General features: G+C 70.5%; 17 protein-coding genes. All 17 read right to left on the bottom strand.

What is annotated here, in order from left to right:
• Positions 1-15: 15 nt before the first annotated feature.
• Complete coding sequence (locus HYV93_20780) at positions 16-834, bottom strand: hypothetical protein (protein ID MBI2528404.1); 819 nt, start codon at positions 832-834, stop codon at positions 16-18.
• Positions 831-2132 carry a hypothetical protein gene (locus HYV93_20775; protein ID MBI2528403.1) on the bottom strand — a complete coding sequence of 434 codons (1302 nt, stop codon included), beginning with the start codon at positions 2130-2132 and terminating at the stop codon, positions 831-833. Before HYV93_20775 ends, HYV93_20780 begins: the two co-directional genes overlap by 4 nt.
• A gap of 100 nt (positions 2133-2232) precedes the next feature.
• Positions 2233-2598: a hypothetical protein gene (locus tag HYV93_20770; GenBank protein ID MBI2528402.1), complete on the bottom strand. Its 366-nt coding sequence runs from the start codon at positions 2596-2598 to the stop codon at positions 2233-2235.
• 85 nt (positions 2599-2683) lie between these two features.
• The gene (locus HYV93_20765; GenBank protein MBI2528401.1) at positions 2684-3781 is read right to left on the bottom strand and encodes a cytochrome bc complex cytochrome b subunit; all 1098 of its coding nucleotides are present in this window, start codon (positions 3779-3781) and stop codon (positions 2684-2686) included.
• A 2-nt stretch (positions 3782-3783) separates the two neighbouring features.
• On the bottom strand, positions 3784-4236 hold the full coding sequence (locus HYV93_20760) for a ubiquinol-cytochrome c reductase iron-sulfur subunit (GenBank protein MBI2528400.1): 453 nt from the start codon (positions 4234-4236) through the stop codon (positions 3784-3786).
• Between the two features lie 14 nt (positions 4237-4250).
• Entirely contained in the window at positions 4251-5528 is a 1278-nt protein-coding gene (locus HYV93_20755; GenBank protein ID MBI2528399.1) for a cytochrome c3 family protein, read from the bottom strand.
• 3 nt (positions 5529-5531) lie between these two features.
• On the bottom strand, positions 5532-6734 hold the full coding sequence (locus HYV93_20750; GenBank protein ID MBI2528398.1) for a c-type cytochrome: 1203 nt from the start codon (positions 6732-6734) through the stop codon (positions 5532-5534).
• Positions 6735-6972: 238 nt separating this feature from the next.
• Positions 6973-8913, bottom strand: a complete 1941-nt coding sequence (locus HYV93_20745) for a 4Fe-4S binding protein (GenBank protein MBI2528397.1) — start codon at positions 8911-8913, stop codon at positions 6973-6975.
• 98 nt (positions 8914-9011) lie between these two features.
• Positions 9012-9341: a hypothetical protein gene (locus HYV93_20740; protein MBI2528396.1), complete on the bottom strand. Its 330-nt coding sequence runs from the start codon at positions 9339-9341 to the stop codon at positions 9012-9014.
• Between the two features lie 219 nt (positions 9342-9560).
• A complete protein-coding gene (locus tag HYV93_20735) occupies positions 9561-10826 on the bottom strand; it encodes a cytochrome c3 family protein (protein MBI2528395.1) in 1266 nt (421 codons plus the stop codon).
• Positions 10814-12817, bottom strand: coding sequence for a cytochrome c3 family protein (locus HYV93_20730; protein MBI2528394.1), 2004 nt, complete (start codon positions 12815-12817; stop codon positions 10814-10816). The genes HYV93_20735 and HYV93_20730 overlap by 13 nt, the downstream gene beginning before the upstream one ends.
• Entirely contained in the window at positions 12814-14511 is a 1698-nt protein-coding gene (locus HYV93_20725; GenBank protein ID MBI2528393.1) for a peptidylprolyl isomerase, read from the bottom strand. Before HYV93_20725 ends, HYV93_20730 begins: the two co-directional genes overlap by 4 nt.
• On the bottom strand, positions 14511-15590 hold the full coding sequence (locus tag HYV93_20720) for a DUF799 family lipoprotein (GenBank protein ID MBI2528392.1): 1080 nt from the start codon (positions 15588-15590) through the stop codon (positions 14511-14513). Before HYV93_20720 ends, HYV93_20725 begins: the two co-directional genes overlap by 1 nt.
• A gap of 23 nt (positions 15591-15613) precedes the next feature.
• Complete coding sequence (locus HYV93_20715; protein MBI2528391.1) at positions 15614-16177, bottom strand: hypothetical protein; 564 nt, start codon at positions 16175-16177, stop codon at positions 15614-15616.
• A gap of 10 nt (positions 16178-16187) precedes the next feature.
• Entirely contained in the window at positions 16188-18374 is a 2187-nt protein-coding gene (locus tag HYV93_20710; protein ID MBI2528390.1) for a hypothetical protein, read from the bottom strand.
• A 57-nt stretch (positions 18375-18431) separates the two neighbouring features.
• On the bottom strand, positions 18432-20024 hold the full coding sequence (locus tag HYV93_20705) for a cytochrome c3 family protein (GenBank protein MBI2528389.1): 1593 nt from the start codon (positions 20022-20024) through the stop codon (positions 18432-18434).
• Complete coding sequence (locus HYV93_20700; GenBank protein MBI2528388.1) at positions 20021-21421, bottom strand: beta-propeller fold lactonase family protein; 1401 nt, start codon at positions 21419-21421, stop codon at positions 20021-20023. Before HYV93_20700 ends, HYV93_20705 begins: the two co-directional genes overlap by 4 nt.
• Positions 21422-21428: the final 7 nt, after the last annotated feature.

The raw sequence follows: 21428 nt of genomic DNA, 5'->3' as shown, positions 1-21428 counted from the left end.
ATTCCCCCGTCGTCATCATCGGAGGGCCGTGCCGATGATAAGCCAGATCAGCACGAGGCCGATGGCAAGCGCGCTGAAGCCCACCACCCGCGAGAAGTTCCTGAGCCAGAGCGGCGGCGGATCGGCCTGGAGCCCCTCGAGCCGCCCCTGCCTCTTCAGGCGCTCGTACTCGGCGGGGTGGTCGCGCCGGAACTCCTCCTCGGAGACCCGCCCGGTGAAGATCACCGGATCCATGGGGAACTTCTCGGGCCTCAGGTGGGTGTTGAAGAAGTGAATGGTGAAGATGAAGCCCACGGCCAGGAGCGCCTCGTCGCTGTGGATGATGATGGCCAGGTTGAAGGTCCAGCCGGGGAGAACCCGCGAGAAGAACGCGGGGAACCACAGGAGCAGCCCGCTGCTGCCGATGATCGCGATGCCCCAGAACACGGCCCAGTAGTCGAATTTCTCCCAGTAGGCCCAGCGGTCGAAGCGCGGTCGCGGGCCCAGACCCACGAAGTAGCGCATGTGCTGCACCATCTGCACGAGGTCCCGGGGCTGGGGCACCATGGACTCCGGCCCCCAGAACATCCCGTGGCGGCCCGCCAGGGCCAGGCGGACCAGGTAGCCCAGGTGCAGGGCGAAGTAGACGAAGGTGACGAGGGCGAAGAAGCGGTGCAGGTACCCGGTCGTGAACGGACCGCCGAGGGCCAGCGACAGCCCCTTGCCCCACCCCGTGTGGGCGTACTTGAGAGGCAGTCCCGTGACGGCCAGACCGAGGAAGCTCGCGATCACCATCCCGTGGAGGACGCGGTGGTAGAGGTTGAGCCTGAAGTAGTGCCGCTCGCCGCCGCTCACCGGTCAGGCCCCTCCTCGCCGGAGCCCGACCTGCGCCGGAGGCGCTCCACCAGGGAGCGCGGCAGCCAGAGCACGGTGTGCACCCCGAAGAAGGCGAAGGTCCCCACCAGCAGCGAGATCATCAGGAGGTTGACGTAGTAGAGCCGGGGAAAGCGGACCCTGTCCCGAGCATCCGCATGCGGATGGAACTGCGCAAAGGACTTGCCTGCCGCGGGGTGGCACTGCTGGCACGTGGAGACGATGTTCCCCGGAGAGACCCGGGAGCGCGGGTCGGAGGCCGGCTGGATCGAGTGCGATCCGTGGCAGTCCGAGCACTTCGCGACCCGCGTCAGCCCGAGCTGCGTCACCTTGCCGTGGAAGGTGTCCCGGTAGGTCCTGAGCGACTCCCTGTGGCAGGTGCCGCACTCGCGGATCACGTCCAGCTGCCAGGGCGCTCCCTCGACGCGCCGGATCTGATGGGCGCTGTGGCAGTCCGTACAGACCGGGGCCCCAGCGGCCCCATGGGCCGCCGCCTTGCCGTGGATGGACTCGGCGTAGTCCCGGTAGACGCCCGCGTGACACGTCGCGCAGGTCCTGGGAATGTTGGCGCGGAAGACGCGGGAGCCGGCGTCGGTCCGCGCCCGGATCTCATGGGCCCCGTGGCAGTCCGAGCAGTTGGCGGCCACGAGGAGCCCGCTCCGCGTCACGGCGCGGCCGTGGATGGAATCCATGTACTGCTGGTAGACCGCGCCGACCTCGATCCCATGGCGCCGCGCCAGCTCGGGGTCGGCGTGACACTGAGCACAGGTGCGCGGCAGGCTCAGGTGATACGTCGGGGACTGTGGGTCGGCCTTCGCCAGGGCCTTGTGGGCCGGTCCATGGCAGGAGCGGCAGGTGGCGGCCTCGGCGTCGCCCCGCGCGCGGGAGCGCCCGTGCACGCTGCTGCGGTAGAGGTCCACCTGTCTGGCGTGGCAGGCCACGCAGGTCTGCGTCGAGAGCGACGCCGCAGCCTTGACGTCATGGGTCCCGTGGCAGGCGGCGCAACTCGGCGCGGGCCGCGCGGCCTCCGCCTTGCGGCTGCCGTGGATGCCCTCGCCCAGCGCCGCGCGCTGCCCCGCGTGACACCCGGCACAGGACACCGCTGGCAGCCGCTCGTCGTGAGGCGCGGTGGCGCTCCGGTGGCAGGCCACGCACGGAAGGCTCGCGTGGGCAGAGCCCTGCAGAACCGCCTCGTCCACGAAGACCGACAGGGTCTTGCCCCGGACGGGCGCGCCTCGAGCGAGCCCCTTGTCGGCATGGCATGCCAGGCAGTCCTCCACCGTGGCCGCGGCTGCGCCCGGGGCCGCAAGGGCCCCGGGCGCGCCTGGGATCAGGACGAGGGTGGCGACTGCCAGGAACGCGCCGAGTGGGGGTCCGAGGCTACTTCTTCTTGTGGCACTTCTCGCAGTTGGCCTTGTCGTCCACATTGAAGACGACCGTGCTGCCCACCTTCGTCTTGCCGTTGTGGCAGGCGCCGCACAGCTCGCCGGCCTTCATCTTGTCCATGGTCAGCTTGCCCGTCTGCCCCTTCTTCATCTTGAAGACCTTCGTGTGGCAGCCCGTGCACTTCTCGACTTTCTCCTTGTGCTTCTCGTGGCTGAAGCTCGCGACGCCGGGGCTGTCCTTGCCCTGCTCGAAGGCGAAGTCCGGGGGGATCTTCGGCTGAGCCTCACCCGGCGATGCGAAGAGCGCCCCCAGACCGAATCCCACGATGAGGGCGACAGTCCCGAGCCGACCGAATCGCATGGCCAACCTCTCCTTTGCTCCCCTTCCGGGGTCATCGGGCCTCACTGCACAGACACCCCACCACGGTACCCGTCTCCCGCACGCGTCACTTGGTCGCGCTCGCCGTGTAGCCGAGGTACGTCAGCACGATCATGTAGACGATGATGCCGAGCCCGATCCACGTGAAAAGCAGGCTTCGCTCCCCCCTGGCCGCGCGCCGGTCCAGGAACGGCACGAGGAGCAGGAAGAGCCCCCCGAGCCCAAAGCCCAGGATCCCGACGACCTCGCCCTCGATGCCCAGGATGTGGGCCGGCAGGTACTTGAGCGTCTGGAACATGAACATGAAGTACCACTCGGGCTTGATCCCGATGGGGGCCGGGAGGAAGGGATCGGCCTTCCGCCCCAGCTCGGCGGGGAGGAACGCCGCGAGGGCCGCGAGGATCGCCAGCGCGGAGAGCCACCCCACCAGGTCGCGCAGCAGGAAGTTGGGCATGAATCGCATCATCCGCCGAGGCTCGCCGCTGCGCTCCACCGCGAGAGGGACGCTCATCCCGTGCCGCTGCACGAGGTAGAGGTGCAGTCCCAGGACCATGCCCGTGATCGCCGGCAGCACCGCGACGTGGATGCCGTAGAAGCGCGTGAGCGTGGCCCCCGTCACCTCGTCGCCCCCCCGCAGCAGCCGGCGGAGAAAGCCGCCGGCCACCGGGACCGCGCCGGTGATCTCGCTCCCGACCTTGGTGGCGAAGTAGGCCAGCTCGTTCCACGGGAGCAGGTAGCCAGTGAAGCCGAAGCCCATGGCCAGCCCCATGAGCAACACCCCCGAGACCCAGGTGACCTCGCGGGGCGGCCGGTAGGCCTTGAGCAGCAGGACACTCCCGAGGTGCAGGAAGAGCGTGAAGACCATCAGGTTCGCGGCCCACGAGTGGATCGAGCGGATGAGCCACCCGAACTCCACCTCCGCCATCAGGAACTGGATCGATTCGAAGGCCTCCTCGGCGCTCGGCCGGTAGTAGAACAGCAGCAGGATGCCCGTGCCGATCTGCGCGAGGAACAGGAAGAGGGTCATGCCGCCGAGGTAGTACCAGGCGGTGTGGCGGTGGATCGGGATCTCCTTCTTGCGCGCGAGATACTCGATCTCGGCGAGACCGACGCGCTGGTCGAGCCACGTCCACAGCCTGCCGTGCCGCTCCTCCTCCCCCGGCATCGTCAGGCGCCCTTGCTCACGATGATCTGGTTGCCGCGCGCGTTGACGACGAAGGCGTCGAGCGGACGCGGCGGCGGTCCCTCGATGTTCCGGCCGTTGAGGTCGAAGTGGCCGTTGTGGCACGCGCACCAGATGTGCTGCAGGTCCGGCCGATACTGGACCGTGCAGTTGAGGTGGGTGCAGACCGCCGTGAAGGCGCGCAGCTCGCCCTGGGACGTCCGCACCAGGATCCCCGGGCGGCTTCCGAACTTGAAGATCTGGCCGCTGTTCGGCTTGACCTCCTCCGGCTTGATGGCGAGCGTCACCGTCCCCGCGGTGGACTCGGTGACCTCCGGCGGCACGAGATACCGGCTCACCGGGTAGAGCACCGAGAGCACGAAGGCTCCCGCCGCCGTGCCGAGAAACCAGTTGAGAAACCCCCGCCGGCTGGGTTCCGGGAACGCTCCCTCCGCCATTGTGTCCCTCCTCGTCAGTGGCCGGGCGCGCCGAGCTGCTGGCGGCGGTCCACGGCCCGGATCTTCACCACGATGCCCGCGATGAGAGCGAGGATGACGATCACCGAGACGGCGAGCCACTTGCGCCGGAACCCCAGTTCCTCCAGCGCTCGGACGCCGCGCGCGTAGGCCTTGGAGGCGATCGCGAGCCCGGGCTCCACCTCCTTCTTGACCGCCTCCGTGCGGAAGCTGTGGACAGCCGCCCGCGCCTTGACCAGCGCATCCTTGGCCCCGTTGAGATCGAACTGCGGCTGGCTCACCTCCATGCCAGCATGCTCGGCCCGGAGCAGGAGCGCGCGGGCCTTCTCCCACTCCGCGCTGAGGCCCCCGATGGCCGCTCCCATTTCCGTCGCGCTCTTGCCGCCCGCATCCTTCCCGGTATGGCAGGCCGCACAGGCCGCCTTCTCGCCAAGCCCCAGCAGGGTGTCCCGCGCCTCGCTCACGTCGTGGTTCCCGTGGCAGGTGGCGCAGCCCGGGTTGCCCATCTGCGCGAACACCGAGGCGTGCACGCTCTGCTTGAAGAGATCAGCCTGGACCGCGTGACACTGGCCGCAGACGTTCCCGACCCAGGAGATCCCGGGCGGCGCCGCGCCGTGGTTGCCGTGGCAGTCATTGCAGGTCGGAGCCGACAGATCGCCCTTCTCGAACATGGCCCGCCAGTGGACGCTCGTCCTGTACTTCTGGAGCTGGTCGGTGGGGATCTTGTAGACCCCCATGTACTTGGCGTCGGCGTGACAGCGGCCGCAGGTGTCCGCCACCTTGAGGGGATGGACGGTCGACTTCGGATCCGACGGGGGCCGGATCGAGTGGGCCGAGTGGCACGAGATGCAGGTCGCCACCTTCAGATCGCCCATCCCTGCCAGCCGCCGGCCGTGCACCGAGGTCGCGTACTCGGCCCGCTGGTCCACGCGCAGCGAGGGGTTGTACTGCTTCATGAACTGCGCGTCCGCGTGGCACCGTCCGCAGAGTGCCGGGATCTGCCGGGTCCCCGGCTTGCCGATGTATCCCTTCTTGGGATCCATCGCCTCCATCCCCTCTTCCTTCGAGTCCCCGCCGTGACAGGCGACGCAGCCGAAACCCTTCGCCGCGTGGATGTCGTCGCGGAAGTCCCTCGCGGGCTGGGCGAGTCGCTCGTCGCCCGTGTCCAGATGACAGGCAGCGCACTTGTCCGGCGGGGCCGGCGCCGCCGCCCCGGGTGAGGCGGCCAGCGTCAGGACAGCCGCGACCCCCAGGATCGCCTCAGAGAGACGCATGGATTACCTCCTCGGTGTCTCTTGGGGGCGCCCCAGGGCCTGGAGGAGCGCGCCCAGGTCCGCCATCTCCTGCGGGCGGAACTCGGGCCACGGCCGCTTCTTGCCTCCCGGCTCCGCGGCCGTCACCACGGCATGGTTCCACAGGCTCGCCACCACCCCCGCAGGTGTCTCGACCTGCTTGGCCCGCGTGAGGTCGCTCGCCGGCTTGCCGCGCTCTCCGTACACCCCGTGGCAGAAGAGACACCCCTTCTGGACCGCCAGCGCCCAGCCCCGGCTGATGCTGCCCGGCTCGGCGAAGTAGCGGACGGCGTAGAGATAGGCGACGATGTCCGCCATCTCCTCCGCGCGCAGCTGGGGAATAGGCACGCCCCGCACCTGCATGAGGCGCGTCATGGCGGGCACCTTGTTCCAGATGGCCGCCGCGAACTCCAACGGGCTCCGTCTCACCCCCAGCTCCAGCAGGTCCGGGCCGCCCTTGCCGCCAGCCCCGCCGAGGGCGTGGCACTCGATGCAGCGCTTCTCCGAGAAGAGCTGGCGCCCGACGTCGGCCCGACCCGGCAGCACGTAGAGCGGTCCCTCGCGCGGCCCGGCAGAAGCCGGCACGACAAAGGCGAGCAGATCCCGCAGCTCGGCGCCGGTGAAGGCCGGCCGGTCGATACCCCTGGCCTTCATGGTCTCCGCCATCTGCGGTCCGTGGTTCCACAGCGCGGCTGCCACGAACATCGGGGAGGCGAGCTGGCTCAGGAAGTCGAGATTCGGGCCCACCACGCCGCCCGTGCCCCCGACCGTGTGGCAGATGATGCACTTCTTCTCCGTGAAGAGCTTCCTCCCGGTCTCCAGGCTGCCGGCGGCGTCGAAGTAGTTCAGGGTGTAGAGGAAGGCGATCAGGTCCGCCGCCTCCCGCCCATCAAGGGTCGGCCGCGCGATGCCCATCCGCTGCATGCGGTCCGCCATCTTCGGAAGGTGGTTCCACATGGCGGTCGCCAGATCGTAGAAAGACCGGGGTCGCTGGATGCGGCCGAGATCGGGCCCCACCTTTCCGCCGAGGCCATGGATGGAGTGGCACTTGGAGCAGCCCTTGCTGGCGAAGACCCGGGAACCGGCCAGCGGATCCTGGCTGGGGCTGAACACGGGCTGGGCCCAGACTGCCCCGACAGGCAGGAGCACGAGCGCGGCGACGGCGGTCCACTTCGCGCCTCTCAGCATGGTCAACCCTTTCCGCCGGGGGGGCCGGCAGCCGCCGCGAGGCCGGCCTCCCGGCGGCTGGCTGATACTGCCTCGACCGACGCCACTCGAGCGTCGGCGGGAGCGCCCCCGACGTGCGGGCGTGACGCACGCGCGCGTCGTCGAGCACCGCCACGCCACAGGGGCGATCCGTTTCCGGACCGCTGAACTGTACCTCGAACCCACTCCCGGTGGGAAGGCTTGTCCCAAGGGGCATCCATCACATCCCGTGGCGCATGCCCATCGGCTGGTTCAGCAGCACGATGCCCGCCACGGTGAACGCGAAGGATAGCGCCGCCATGGGCGCCAGCGCGCGGCGGGCGGCTCGCGGATCGGCGTACACGCGGAGCGCGATCCGCTGTCCGGCCACCAGCGACAGCACGAAGAAGCCCGCGAGGATGCCCATCTGCAGGAGCCCGACCACCGCCTCGGAGGCCAGCGGCGCCGGCATCCAGCCGGGAGCGCCCAGCGACAGCGGCGTGTACGTCGCCACCGCCCGCTGGACCGCGGGCACGATCCCCCCGCCCTCGAGGAGCAGGTGGGCGAGGTTGTGGGCCAGGTGCAGGGCGAGCCCCACGGGGACGAACATGTAGCCGAACGTGACGAAGGTGCGCCGGGACCCGAGCCCCTGTGCGCCCGCAAGCCGATCGGCCAGCCGGGCGCCCCCGTACACCAGGGCGGGAACGATCACCAGCGCCCCGACCAGGAGAATGCCAGACTCGATCATCCCGAGATAGGTGACGGGCCTGAGCGCGCCGCGCACCCAGCCCGGCAGCCAGCGGGCCAGCTGGGAAATCAGGCCCGGCCAGGCCGACAGCATCTGCGCCGTCACCACCAGGGTGATGCCCACGAGGGCCACGGCAAGGTACGACTCGTCGAGGAGCCGCCGCCCTGAGGCCCAGAGATCCTTGCCGAAGGCCCGGAAGCGCAGCGCCAGGTTGTCCCGCGAGCAGGCCCTGAGGCATTCCCCGCAGAGCGTGCAGTAATTGTTGCGGTCGAGCGCCTGCGGGAACTCCAGCATGGGGCAGCCCCGGCCGCCGGCGCCGCCCTGATAGCACTCCTTGTCGCGGTGGCTCCGGCACTGCGCCTCGTCCTTCCTCCGGAGCTCCACGGGCGCGGTCATGGAGTAGATCCCGATGAGCCCGCCGATGGGGCAGAGGTAGCGACAGAAGCTCCGGCGTTCGAAGACGAGGCCCACCGCCACCGCGAACACGGCGAAGAACACCACGATCCACGCCGTGACCTGCGGGGAGCGCACCACCCCCAGCTGCTCGTCGGCCCAGGTGAGCAGGACGAACATTCCCGTGGCCCACGAGATGTTGCGGAAGGGCTTCGGCAGCCGACGGGCCGCCCCCGCCAGCCGCGAGGTCCACTCGTTGAGCGCGCCGAAGGGACAGGCCAGGCACCAGACGCGCCCGACGAGCACGAAGGTGAAGATGATGCCGGCCCACCAGATCGTCCAGGTGAGCTTGGTGGCGAGGTTGACGCCGCCCTCCTGGACATCGACGAAGCCCAGGACGACGATCACGCCCATGAGCAGGAGCAGCGGGACTTGCAGCGCAGGCTGGAACACGCGCGAGGTCAGGGTCCGGCGGAGCCACGGCACGGCCAAGAGGTTCACGGGCTCTCGCGAGGCCACGCCGAGCCGGCTCCGCATCCCCACCAGGTACAGCCCCGCCAGCGCGCCCCCGCCCAGCAAGGCCACCAGCGTCCACGCGGCCGCGCCCATGCCCGCGGCGCCCGACACGGTGATCGGCATCTCCAGCACCAGGGCAGGCTCGAAGCGGCGCCCCTCGAGGGCCGCCAGCACCACGCGCACGCGATGCTCCCCGCTCCGCGCGGGGGTCACGGTCACGACGTAGCTGCCCGCCCAGGTCACCTCGCGGGCCGCCTGCGGCTCCTGCAGCGCGCCATCGGCGCCGAACCCGATCAGCACGGTGCCGCCCGAGATCGGCGCGAAAGAGCCGGCGCGGCCGACCTTGGCCACCACCTCCCCCTGCTCTCCCGGCCGGAGTGCACCCCTCCCGCTCAGCAGCTCGATCTCGTACCCGGCCACCGTGGCGGAGGCGCCCAGCGGGGCCGCCGGGCCGTGCTCGCCATGGGCCGCCACGAGGGCGGGCAGGAGCGTCACCAGCGCGGTCACCAGCAGGCCGCGGATCATCGTCCGTACTTGCGGTCGATCTCGGCACGGATGCGGGTCACGGGGTACCCGGCTTTCACCATGCGAGACGCATCCAGCGCCTCGTCCATGCAGATGTCTCAGGTGGCGGCGTGCCCGTCGGTGTAGCACGAGAGCAGGCTCCTGTGCCCCATGTGCTTGTCGCACTCGCAGTAGCAGTACAGCTGGTCGAGGACGTCGGGGATGTCGCGGGCGACCTGGTGTGCGGTCCGCGCCTTGCCGACGAACCGCGCCGGCTCCAGCGTCGGCCGCGTCTCCCGGCGCGCCACGACCGCCGCGGGCGCACCCCGCGCCAGTGCCGGGCCATCCGCCCTCGCCGGCGAAGCGTCGGGACGCCAGACAGCCGCCGCCAACGCCGCGACCGCGACGGCGGCGACGATCGCCCCCACGAGCCGAGAACGCGCGCCCACTGGCCTCGCCTCCGAAGCTGCTTCTCCGCCTTTCCGCATTCCGCCCTCCTGCCTATTTGTTGGGAGCCGCTCGTAGAGGCTCCACGCAACCTCTGTGCCAGGCTGGACGGGCTCTAACAGATTGAAAGATAGGGCTCCGGGGGAGGAAAGTGCAGGCCTCGGCGAGGCATCCCGGCCACCGTGGGGCGCGTGCGCCCCAGGGCCGGCCTTAGATGGCGGTCAGCGGAGGGCCTTGTGGCACTGGATGCAGAGCGCCCGCTCCTTGGCGAAGGTCAGCAGGTTCGGCAGCGCCGTGCCGTGCACGTCGTGGCACGACAGGCACGTGAGCGTCGTCTTCGTCCGCGGGTCCACGATGCCCGCGCCCATCGGGTGCGACAATCCCGCGTGCGAGGCGTGGCAGGAGGCGCAGACCTTGAGCGGCTCGCCCGAAGCCAGCTTCGGCTGCTCCGAGCCATGCGGAGCGTGGCAGATCGTGCATCGCCCCTCACCGGCCTTCTCGGGATGCACCGACCGTGACGCCTTGATGCGCTCCTGGACCTTCTGGTGGCACGTGAGACAGGCCTCCCGCTCGCTGGACACGAGGAGGCCCTTCACCTCCGAGCCGTGGGGCTGATGGCAGGCCGTGCACTGGCCCGCCCTCACGGGCGCGTGCACCGTCTTCTTCTTCATCTCCTGCGCCATCGCCGGGTGACACGTGAGGCAGAGGTCTTTTCCGATCAGGACCGTCTGCCGCGGGTCGGGAGACCCCACCTGATGGCAGGAACCGCAGCGGCCCTGGGCGAAGGGCCTGTGGCTCACGGGCTTCGCCAGCGCCTTCCCGTCAGAGGCGTGTGGGCTGTGGCACTGCTCGCACGCGGCCTTCTCCACGGAGAAGGGCCCGTGCGCTCTGCTCACGCGGGGCGCCTTGAGGTCGTGGCAGGACTGACAGAGGTCCCCGGAGCGCGCCGTGAGCAGCGCGCGCTCATCGGAGGCGTGCGGGTCGTGACACAGCATGCACTCCCCGTCCTTGAACGGCGCATGGGAGACGGCCTTCGGCTTTTCCACCAGTCGCGCGTGGCAGGTGAGACAGAGCGCGCCGCCGGCCCGGGTGAGCTGGAACTTCTCGCGCCCCGCGTGCGGGTCGTGGCAGGCGGTGCACTGCCCGTCCCGCACCGGCCGGTGCACCACCTTCTTGGCGAAGGCCGCCCTGGCCTTGGCGTGGCAGGCGAAGCAGAGCTCGCCGCCCTGCTTCGCCAGGAGCTTCGGGAACCTGGCGGCGTGGGGATTGTGGCAGCCCTCGCAGTTCCCCGTCTTGAGCGGCGTGTGGACGTAGGGGCCGCTGAACTTCTGCCTGAGCTCGGCGTGGCAGGGCAGGCAGAGATCCGCCCCCTTGGCCTTGAGCTCCACCTGGGCCGGCACGGGCACCGAACGCCCCAGCAACGTCAGCGTGCCGATGGCGAGGCCGAACAGCAGCAGACGCGACCAGCGCAGGCTCACTTGTGGCACGCCGAGCACACCTTTCCGAGGAATGGCTTGTGGCCGACGGGATGGAAGAGCCCGGCGCCGTCCGACACGTGTGGATCATGGCAGCCGGTGCACGAGGCGTTCGTGATGGGCACCCCCCCGTGCGCCTTCACGATCTTCGCCACCGCCACCGCGTGACAGGTCGTGCAGACGGCGGGCGGGCTGGCCTTGAGCAGATTCGGCTGGCGCGACTCGTGGCCCGCATGACACTGGGCGCACTCCCCCTTCGCCGCCGGGGGATGCACCGTGGCCTTGGCCTTCTTGATCCGGTCGCCGAGCTTCGTGTGACACGTCAGGCACAGTTCCTTCGGCGGCCGTTTCAGCTGGGCCTCGTTGACGCTCGCGTGGGGCTCGTGGCAGGCCGTGCAGTCCTGCTTCACCGGGAGGTGCGTGCTCAGGACGGGCGTCGCCTTCCCGAGGAGATCGTCGTGACAGGCTGTGCACACCTCGGTCCCCTTCCCGGCGACCAGGCTCTTCGTGTCGCTGGCGTGGGGCACGTGACAGGCACTGCACTGGCGGGCCTCGAAGGGCAAGTGGCTCTTGCCCCCCTTCGCCTTCGCGAGCAGGGCGCCGTGGCAGCTCACGCAGAGCTCCCCCTCGAGAGCGACCAGCATCGGCTTCTGGTCACCGGCGTGCGGGCTGTGGCAGCGGATGCATTCCCCGGCGGCCACCGGGCGGTGCACCGTGAGCTTGTCGAACTCCTTCTCCTTGTCGGCATGACAGGTGTAGCAGAGGGTGGTCGCCGATGCCGTCAGGAGCCTGGGCTCCCGGGAGCCGTGCGGGTTGTGGCACGAGGTGCAGTCGCCGGTCGCGAACGGGAGATGGGACGACTTCCGCTTCAGATCGGCTGCCTGCTTGACGTGGCAGCCGAGGCAGACCTCGCCCGGGCTCCTGGCCAGCAGCCCCTTCTGGGGGGCGGCGTGCGCGTTGTGGCAGGAGGTGCACTTCTCGCCGGCAGGCTTGTGCACCGCCCTGGCCGCGAGCGCCTCGCCCACCTTGTCGTGGCAGGTCACGCACAGCGCTCTCTCGGGCGACAGCAGGACCGCCTTGAAGTCCGTCGCGTGGGGACTGTGGCAGACCGTGCACTGGCCGTTCTTGAACGGCGCGTGCCCGACCTTCATCGTGAGCGCCTTCTCGGCGTCCCCGTGGCAGGAGAGACAGAGCGCTGGCGGCTCGCCCGTGGTCTTGAAGGGGGCCGCGGACTTGCTGTCCACGTGACAGTTGGAGCAGCCACCGTCGCCCATCACGACGTGCGCCGCGTCCCGGATCAGCTTCGGGTGCACCGAGGAGTGGGGGGCATGACAGCTGGTGCACACGGTCCCCTTCATGGGATAGCCGCCGTGCGCGGCCTGCGCCTTCGGGGTGTCGAGGCTGTGGCAGTCCTGACAGAGCGCCCCGGCCGCCTTCACGAGCCCTTTGGGTTCGGGCGAGGCGTGCGGGTCGTGGCAGGTGCGGCAGCCTTGCGTCACCGGCGCGTGACCGACCTTCTTCACGAACGGGGCCCGCTGGTGACAGGTGAAGCAGAGCTCGCTGCCGGCGGTCCGGAGCAGCCCTGTCTCCCTGGAGGCGTGGGGATCGTGGCAGGAGACGCATCCCGTCCGCTTCTGCGTGGAGTCCTTCGCTGCGCCCTTGATCGCGCCGTGAAGCCTGCCGCGCTCGAACGCCTGCTTCTCTCGTGCGTGGCAGCCGTAGCAGAGCTCAGGGCCCTCCTTGACCATGATGGCGGCCCCCACCAGCCCGTGGCGCTGGTGGCAGCTCTCGCACTTTCCCTCCTTGACGGGGCGATGCACGACCTTCTCGGCGCCGTAGGCGGCCGTCTGCTTGGCGTGGCACTCCACGCAGGCCTTCGGCGCGAAGCGGGCGGGGCGCTCTCCCTCGGCGGGCCGACCGAAGCGGCCCTCGCCCGCCGGCGGCGCGCAGGAGGCGAGCGCGAGCGCCGCCAGTGCCAGCAGCCCCCAGAGGCACGGCCTCATCGCTTCGGCGCCGCCCGGCCGCCGTGCGCCCGTTCCATCTCCTCGGCCTTCCGGGCCCTCTCCGCGGCAGACGCCTCGTAGGAGGCGATGGCGCGATCGATGGCGGCGTCATCCACATCGATGGTCGAGGCCTGGCGCAGCTTGGTGACCCAGCCCTTCACCGCCTCGCGGGAACGCTGGCGGAGAGCCGCTGTCCTGGCCGCCTCCCTCACCTCGTCCAGCGGCTTGACTCGCTCGGGTCGGCGCCGCTCCAGCCGCACCACGAAATACCCCGCCGACACCTTGGCGACTCCCAGCGTTCCCTCTCTCCTCAGCGAGAAGGCCACCGCCTCGACGGCGGGGTCGAGCTTGCCCCGCGTCAGCCAGCCCGGGATCTCCCCGCCCGAGGCCGCCGTGGACGGGTCCTTGGACCGTCTCCGGGCCAGCGCCCCGAGCTCCGCTCCCCCGCGGAGCTCCCGCAGGACCTCCTGCGCCTCGTCCTCGCCCTCCACCAGCAGGGCGGAGATCTGGATCGCCTCGGGCTCGGTGTACTCCTTGGCGTGGCTCCGGTAATACGCCTCGATCTCGGCGTCGCCTACCTGCACCCTGGCCAGCACCACGCTGCCGAGCAGATGCTCGAAGATCGCCTCGTCCGTGCCCTCGTCCAGCTCGCGCAGCACCGCCGGCGTGTCCCCATAGCCGCGCGCCAAGCCTTCCTTCTCGAGGAGGATCCTGAACACCTCCGCCTCGAGCACCCCTCGCGCCTGCCGGCGCATCCGGTCCGGCGGCAGCTTCCTCGCGGCCTCGACGTTCACGAGCTTGAGGGCCCGGTCGACGGTGATCCGCTCACCCGCGGCATCCACGACGACCGCCGTCGGGGCCGAGCCTGCCCCCGGGGCCGCGACGAGCGCGGCGACCAGGGGCGCCTCGTCGATCACGGCTCCCGACTGCGTCATGAGCCGGCGGAAGAGCGCCCCGGCCCCCGCCCTGGTCAACCGCTGGACGAGGGTGGCCCGGATCCGGGAACGCGCCTCCCCCAGCTTCGGAAGCTCCTCCGATGTCCGGTCCGTCACGTGCAGGAGGTTCCACCCTTCCTCGGACTCGAACGGCTCGCTCGTGTCCCCCGGCCCGAGCGCCCACAGGGCCTTCTCCAGCGTCGGGTCCAGCCGCCCCCATTGCACGATCCCGAGATCGCCGCCGCGGTTCGCCGTCGCGGCCCGGGACAGCTGGCGGGCGACCTCGCCGAATTCCTCGCCCGCCTTGATGCGCGCGAAGGCCTGCTCGGCTCCCTCGCGGCTGCTCACGAGGATGTGCCGGGCGCTGAACCGCTCCCCGAGCTGCGAGTACACCGCCGCCACCTGCTCCTCCCGGACGACGACCTTGTTCGTCACCTCGGCCCTGAACAGTCCCTCCCCGGCGCGCTTGGCCCGCAGCGCAGCCCGCCACTTCTGGATGTCCGGCTGCTCCTCTCCGCCGATGCGCCGCGCCTCCTGGACGAGGAGCCGCCTGTCGATGACCTGCTCGAGGAAGTCGCGCACCGCGCCGCGTCCCGCCAGCAACACGCCATGGCCCTGGTGGTTCGCGGTGAAACCCTCGTCCAGCTGTGCGGCAGTGATCGCCTCGCCGTTGACCCTGGCGAGGATCAGGTCGGAGGGAGACGGCCGCGCGCAGGCAGCGAGGGTCACCACCAGCGTCGCGAAAAGGGCGTGGCGCATCACAGCGTCCCGAGCATCTCGCTGACGACCCGGAAGACCAGCGGCACCATGGCTCGGATCGTGCCGAAGTGAAGCGCGATGCGGGAATCCTCGCCGGCCCGCGCCCGCTCCGCGACCCAGAGGATGCGGCCGCTGTGCGCGTCCAGCATCCGGGCGTCGAGCGCGACCTCCGGTGAGGTCGTCGCCGCCTTCTTGAGTCCCTCGCTGTAGCTGAAGACCGTCCCCAGGATGATGGCGTCCACCTCGAGCCGCTGGCGCAGGGCGCCCAGCGTGTCGAGGTCGATGGTCCCGTAGGGCGCGGCACCGACGGCGACGAGCGCCTCGCTCACCGTGCCCGGCTCCACGACTTCGAAGCGCCCGCGCCGGGCGAGGACGGTGGTGAGGACGTCGGCGACGATCCGCGCGGCTCCCTTCCGGTCGGAGACGTTCTCGAAGGGCAGCACAGCGACACGCTTCGGAGGATCGGAGTCCAGCACCGGGCTGCGGAAAGCGGCCTTGACGCCGAACAGCCGAGGCAGCAGCGGCGCCCGGCCCGGCGGCAGCCGCAGGGGCTCACCCGCGCCCGGGAGGTCGCGCAGGAGCGCCTTCACCGTCTCGGCCGCCAGCCGCTCCGCCGAGGTGATGGTGCCGAGCCCGAGCGCGATGGTGAAGTCGTCCCCGGTGAGCCCCGCACTGGCCGCCCAGAGGATGGCCCCCGAGTCCGTCGCCAGGATCCGCGCGGAGAGCCCCCACTGGGGGTTCTCGGCCGAGTCGTTGAAGATCGCCACCGACCCGACCAGCGCCCGGGCCACCCCGAGCTCGCGGCGGAGGGCGGCCAGATGGGTCCGGCTGAGCTGGCCGGTGTTCCTGATCCGCTGGCGCGCGAGGAAGGGCTCCAGCTGCCCCGGGCCCAGCGCCCGGTACCCGCTGTCGGCCAGCGCCCGCTCCAGGATCGGCATGATCACCCGCGCGCCGGCCACATGCCCGCTCACGTTCTCGAAGGGCAGCAGCGCCAGCACCGCCGGCTCCTGGGCGCTGGCCGCAGCCCCTCCCCCCAGCGCGGCCAGCGTGACGAGCGCGAACGCGCCCGGCCACCGCATGCACCGTCCGCGCGCCGGCCGCATCACCTGAACAGGGTCGCCAGGGCGGCGCGGATGGTCTTCTGTGTCGCCTCGCTCATGGTGTCGCCGCCGAAGCCGAACAGGCGGCCCACGATGCCCACGCCTCCCCCGCTGTGGGTCGCCGACCACACGATGGTCCCGGTGGCCGGATCCACGGCCCGCAGGCTGATCGTGACCTCGGGAAACGAGCCGCCTCCCAGGCTGATCCGGTCATAGACGTCCAGCGAGCCCAGAAAGATGGCCTGGACGCCGAGGCTCGCCCCCAGCTTCTTGAAGTCGTCCGCGGAGACCGCCGTCACGGCCTGGATGTTGAGCTGGTTCAGCGCACGGTTGACCTGCCCCGGCTCGACCACGTCCACGACCCCGGCCGCGAGCAGCTCTGCGATGACCGCCTTCCGCACGCGCTCGCCGGCCAGCTGGTCGGCGGTGAGGTTCTCCAGCGGCAGGACCGCGACCTTCTTCACGATGCTGAAATCGTAGGTCTGATGAATGAAGAACTGCGGCCGGGCGCAGCCCGCCAGGACGAGGAGAGCGAGCAGCGCGGCCCAGGCGACGGGGCGTGTCACCTCGGCCCCATCAGAAGCGCAGGCTCGCGGATGCACTCATGGATTGTACCTCCTGCGAGGTGGTCCCGCTGGTGGTCCGGGAGAATGAGTAGTCTGCACTAAGATCCACGGCCCGGTTGATGCTCCACCGCCCGTTGAGCGTGATCGTATCCGAGCCGCCCTGGATCTCCCCCATGTGCTGCTGCGTGGTGCCATAGCTGACGAAGAACGAGGTCTTCGAGGTCGGCACCCAGTCGACCTTGTACTGCTGGGAGAGGCTCGACCCGTCCGGGCTCGCCACGTAGTCGAAGCGGGTCGTGAAGTTGACGAGCCGCGACAGGGTGTACACGGTGCCACCGCCCACGCTGTGGGTCACCGCGACGGCGTCCGATCCGGCGGGCGCCGGGGTGGTCTCCCTGATCTGGATGCCGTAATTCCCCACCGTGCTGATCCAGGGTGTGATCTGGGCTGTCGCCCGGAACAGGGCGTCCTGGCCGACGATCTCCTGCTCGGAGGTGAAGCTCTGGGCCCTGGAGAGCGCGAACGAGGAGTCCAGGTTCAGCCCGGGGAAGACCTTGGCGGCAGCGCCGAGGCTGGCCGTGTCGCTGCGGCTCTCGAGCACCCCTGCCACCTCGCTCTCGTTCCGGGCCAGGGTGAGCGTGGTGCTCAGCGTCTGCAGGGGCGTCCAGCCGGCGCTCAGCGTGTAGGAGGTCTGCGTCGTGTCCTGGGCCCCCGCCTGGCTGGTGCCGCTCCAGCTGTACTGGTACGTCGCCGCCGTGTTCACGAGGCGATGAGGCCGTGCCGTCAGGCTGAACGAGTGCGACCCACTCGTCGACTCGATCGCCTCGGGGTCCTGCGTGTTCTGCGTCAGGCTGACGTTGTACGCGGCCGTCAGCATCTGGATCGGCGTGTACGAGAGTCCCGCGCTGACCGTGCCGCCGCTCGTGCTCCGGGACAGCGTGGTTCCGGCGACGACGGTGGTCGTCCTGGGCGCGGCGATGCCGGTGGCCTTGAGCAGCGCGCCGAAGTCGTTCCGGCTCACATAGGCCTTGAAGAAGCGCGCCGTGGTGCTGGCGAAGGTGAGCGTGAGGCGGTTCTGCAGCGGATCGAAGCTCCCCGCCACCCCCGCAGCCTCCGTCCAGGTGACGAGGGTCGGGTCGTCGGTGGAGAAGACGCGAATCGTCACGGACGACGTCAGGGTGGCGGGGAGGACGAAGGGAGGCTCGGCCGCCAGCGAGATCTCGATCTCCGACACGGTCTCGGGCGCCACAAGCCCGAAGCCGATGGCCGAGAGCAGCGTCAGCGGGACGTTCGCCGCACCGCTCAGCAGCGCCGGCTCCGTCACCAGCGGCACATCCGCGGAGTTGGCGGGCGAGGCATCCGGGCCGGCCCGAAGCCCGCTGGCCAGCGTCCGGCCAATCTCTGCCGTGCCCGGCACGAAGAACTCCTCGAGCGTCTTGCTGTAGTTCAGAGAGAGATCGGCCTGGACGGACAGCGTGTCGCCGAGGAACTTCTGGGCGAACCCCGCGGAGCCGGTGTGGGTGTCCTGGGTCTGGGTGCGCGCCTCCAGGTGGTCCTCGTGGACCTGCCGGCTGAAGTTGTAGGCGAGGTTGGCGAGGCCCCCCAGCGTGTACTGGCTCGAGAGCTGGTACCGGGTATCGGTCTCGTCCCGGGTCTGCGGGCTCCGGTCGTCCGCCGAGGTGGACTGCTCCAGCATGAGGGCCACCGACGGGAGCTGCTCCGGGCTGTAACTGAAGCGGGCGAAGGCGGTGCGTTCGCTGAGCGTCACCTCCTCGGCCTTGTCCTCCTCGGTGAACAGCTCGCGCAGCCGCAATCCGGCGCTGAGGGTGTAGCCGGGCGAGGCCAGGGTGACGTCGAGCACGGGCTGGACCAGCAGCGACGAGGAGTCGGTCGTGGTCTGCTGGCCGGCGCCGCTGAGGCTGCTCGTGCTATCGACGCGTTCGGAGCGCAAGCTGAGCCGGTACCCGAGCGTCGGGGAGATGGGCTTGTTCCAGTTCAGGTCCACGGCCTCCCGGGTGTTCTGAAATTCGGCGCGAGTCCCCTGCGAGGACTCGCTCGTCGTGGCGCTGGTGGAGCCGGTGAAGAGCCCGTGGAGCTCCTGGCCATGGGCCGGAACCCACGACAGGGACAGGAGTGCGACCGCGGCTCCGAAGACCCGCCGCAGCGCATGTCCTCTCCCCGTCCCGCTGCCGCTCATCCTCCTCGTCCTGCCTGGCCAGCATCGTAGTCCGCCCCGCTCCCGGTCCGTGAGCACTCAGTACGTCTTGGGAGAGTGGGCCTTGCCGTGGCATCTGAGGCTGCAGCTCTTGCCGGTCCAGGAGGGCGCCCCGGTTCCCCCGGGACCCGAGATGCTCGGCGAGAAGCTCACCAGCCGGCTGTAGCTCCGGTTGGCCTCGTGATAGGTGAGCCTGGTGCCGTGCAGCGTGTAGTGGCACTCCTTGCAGACGGCATTGCCCTGACCCGCCCTCCCGTTGCCCGGCGTGTCGAGGCTGCCCGCGACGCCACCGGACTCCCCCGCGATGTCCGTCATGTGATAGCCGTGGAGGCGGAAATTCGTGTCCGGCCGGCTGCGCTTGCTGGCGTCCGCGAAGGGAGCCGAGGCGTGGCAGATGAAGCACAGCGTGAAGTTGCTCGCGCTGTAGGCGGCGTTGCTCGGCAGCAGGGTCACGCGGTAGTTCGCCCGGAGGATCTTCCGGCTCAGGTTCACATCGGCCGAGCCGACATTCGATCCATGGGGCCCCTTGGGAACCGCCCCGGAATAGCCCGACAGCGTGCTGACGGTGGTGGGGATGGCGTCGCTGTTGTGACAGTCGCTGCACCAGATCGTGCTCGAGGTGGTGAGGCGCGGGGTGCCGGTGCCGCCGCTGAGGCTTGCCGTCATGGCGGCCGTCGTGTTCCTGCCCGCTCCCTCGACCGGGTGGAACGACTCGTTGTTCGTGTTGAACTCCACGGCCGTGTCCCGGGCCCCGACCGGCAGGCTGGTCCACGATGAGTGGCACTTGAAGCAGAGCTGGTACTCGGCCACCGGCGGCGTGACGCTGGAGGCCGGGACATACGTGAAGGCAGGCGTGCTCCCGGCGGGGCCGTTCAGCACGGAGATGCGCCCCACCCCCATGATCGGATAGGACGTCGTGGCCGGGGTCGGGGAACCAGCCCGCGCGTAGTGGGGGTTGTGGCAGTCCACGCACTCGGCGTGGCGGCGGTCCGGGGGCCCGGCCCCGTACGCGCCAGGCGTCCCGGCTTCGGCGGCGCTGTGTCTGCCGGAGGAGGCGACGGGGTGCCTGGCGGCCTTGTTCACCTCGGCCTTGATGTTCCTGGCAGCCGGCGAGCCGTCGTGGCAGACGAGGCAGAGCCTCTCCTCGCGGGACACCGCGAGGCTCGGGATCAGCCCCGCGCCGTCCATGTTGTAGCCGTGCACGTCGTGGCAGTTCACGCACTTGCCCCAGTCGCCCGCGGGGCGCGCGCGCGGCGCCGCGGCATCCAGGGTGGCATCCGCTCCAGGCCACACCATGCCGCTCCGGGTCGCGTGCGTGGAGGCGTCGTAGCTCCCCGGGCCCTGGTAGATGGCATTCGCCGAGTTCCCGGAGTGGCAGCCCGAGGTGTAGCAGAGCCCGTTCGTGTTCGGGGCGAAGAGGGCGAAGGCGGTCGGCGCGCTGCCGTCGTGGGGGGCATGACACTGGCCGCAGTCCCCCCGGGCCCAGTCCGAGATCCGCAAGACGCCGGTGACGGGATCGGCGTGCCGCGTCTGGTTGTACACGCCGCCGCGGCCGTGCATCGAGCCGGGCGTGGCGAGAAGCGCGCCCCCCAGCACGGAGACGGCGAGAAGGGGCGCGATGCGGGGGCTCACGGGACGAGGACGATCGCGTACGGGCGCTTGCCCACCTGGATCGTGGCGCGCACCCGGCGCGAGAAGCGATCGATGACCGTGACCGTGTCCGAGCCCCGGTTCACCACGTAGAGCTTCTCCCGGTCGGGCTCCAGGGCGAGATAGCGGGGCTCCTCGCCCACGGCGATGGAGTCCACCTCGGCGTTGAGCCCGACGTCGAAGAGGGACACGCGCGCCTCGCGCGGCCTGGCGATCAGGAGCCGGGTCCCCCCGACTTCGCCCTCGGGGAGCACGGCAGCCGCCACACCCACCGTGACCGTCCTCACGGAACGCAAGGCGCTCAGCGACACGACGGAGAGGCGCGGAGAGCCCAGGTGAGGCACGAATGCCTGGCCGCCTGTCGCGTCCACCGCCAGGTTGGACGGCTGGAAGTCCACGGGGATGGTCGCCGCCACGGCGTTGCGCGACGTGTCGATCAGCGAGACCGTGTTGGATCCGCCATTGGCCACCAGGAGCCCGGCGCGCGGCGGGATCAGGGCCAGCCCCGCAGGCCTGAGCCCGACGGGCACGGCCCTGACGGTCTGGAAGCTCTGGGCGTCGATGGCGGACACGCTGTTGAGCGCCGTGTTCGTCACGTAGAGCGTCCGCCCGTCCGGGGTGATCACCGCATCGGAGGCGCCGGCCCCCACCTCCAGGTTCGTCGTGTGGATCACGCGGTTGCTGTTGACGTCGATGACCCCCAGCGTGCTCTCGCCCGAGTTGACGACGAAGGCCCGGGAGGTGTCGCGGGTGACGGCGAGCCCGCGGGGGGCCCGCCCCACGGCCAGCACGGCGACGACGCGGTCCAGCGAGCGGTCGATCACCGAGACGGTGTCGGAGCCCTCGTTGCTCACGTAGGCGAGAACGCGCCGCAGCTCCTGCCCCCTGCCCTCCAGCGCGAAGGCAGGGCGGAAGAAGGCTTCCCGCTCGATGCTGCGCCCCACGTCCCAGGTCATGAAGAGGGCGGTGGCCTCGCCGCGCCGGATCTCGAAGTCGGTGTCGATCCGGACCCCCTCGGGCGGCGTGGAGAGGTCCACCCACCTGCCCTCCTGACGCACCCTCGCCTTCGTGATACCCAGCGCGAGCTTCCGGTAGCGGCCCTGGGGGAGGAAAGCCTCGGCGAGCAGGATCTGGCGCTCGACCACCTCCAGCGAGGCGATCCGGCGCGGGGCGGCGCGAAGGGGAGCGGGGAGCCCGTCGTCGATCAGGGCGCCGATCGAGGTCAGCTCGAAGGTGATCTCCAGGGGGGCGGCGGCCGGCCCGTTGAGGTAGAGCGACACGCGCCCCTCGCCGGGGCGTGGTCCGGCGGGCAGGGGCGGGCCGGCGACGTTGCAGGCCGCGAGGAGGAGCACGGCGAGGATCCCCCACGCCCCTCTCACCCCCCGA

The sequence above is a fragment of the Candidatus Rokuibacteriota bacterium genome (genome assembly GCA_016188005.1).
Lineage (GTDB): Bacteria > Methylomirabilota > Methylomirabilia > Rokubacteriales > CSP1-6 > UBA12499.
Note: the sequence above shows the minus strand (reverse complement) of the source record. Positions and strands in the feature narration are given on the sequence as shown.

Coding starts and splice junctions, on each gene's coding strand:
- HYV93_20730 (MBI2528394.1), bottom strand. CDS start 12,817: ATGAGGCCGTGCCTCTGGGGGCTGCTGGCACTGGCGGCGCTCGCGCTC.
- HYV93_20720 (MBI2528392.1), bottom strand. CDS start 15,590: ATGCGGTGGCCGGGCGCGTTCGCGCTCGTCACGCTGGCCGCGCTGGGG.
- HYV93_20710 (MBI2528390.1), bottom strand. CDS start 18,374: ATGAGCGGCAGCGGGACGGGGAGAGGACATGCGCTGCGGCGGGTCTTC.
- HYV93_20725 (MBI2528393.1), bottom strand. CDS start 14,511: ATGCGCCACGCCCTTTTCGCGACGCTGGTGGTGACCCTCGCTGCCTGC.
- HYV93_20755 (MBI2528399.1), bottom strand. CDS start 5,528: ATGCGTCTCTCTGAGGCGATCCTGGGGGTCGCGGCTGTCCTGACGCTG.
- HYV93_20770 (MBI2528402.1), bottom strand. CDS start 2,598: ATGCGATTCGGTCGGCTCGGGACTGTCGCCCTCATCGTGGGATTCGGT.
- HYV93_20765 (MBI2528401.1), bottom strand. CDS start 3,781: ATGCCGGGGGAGGAGGAGCGGCACGGCAGGCTGTGGACGTGGCTCGAC.
- HYV93_20745 (MBI2528397.1), bottom strand. CDS start 8,913: ATGATCCGCGGCCTGCTGGTGACCGCGCTGGTGACGCTCCTGCCCGCC.
- HYV93_20750 (MBI2528398.1), bottom strand. CDS start 6,734: ATGCTGAGAGGCGCGAAGTGGACCGCCGTCGCCGCGCTCGTGCTCCTG.
- HYV93_20760 (MBI2528400.1), bottom strand. CDS start 4,236: ATGGCGGAGGGAGCGTTCCCGGAACCCAGCCGGCGGGGGTTTCTCAAC.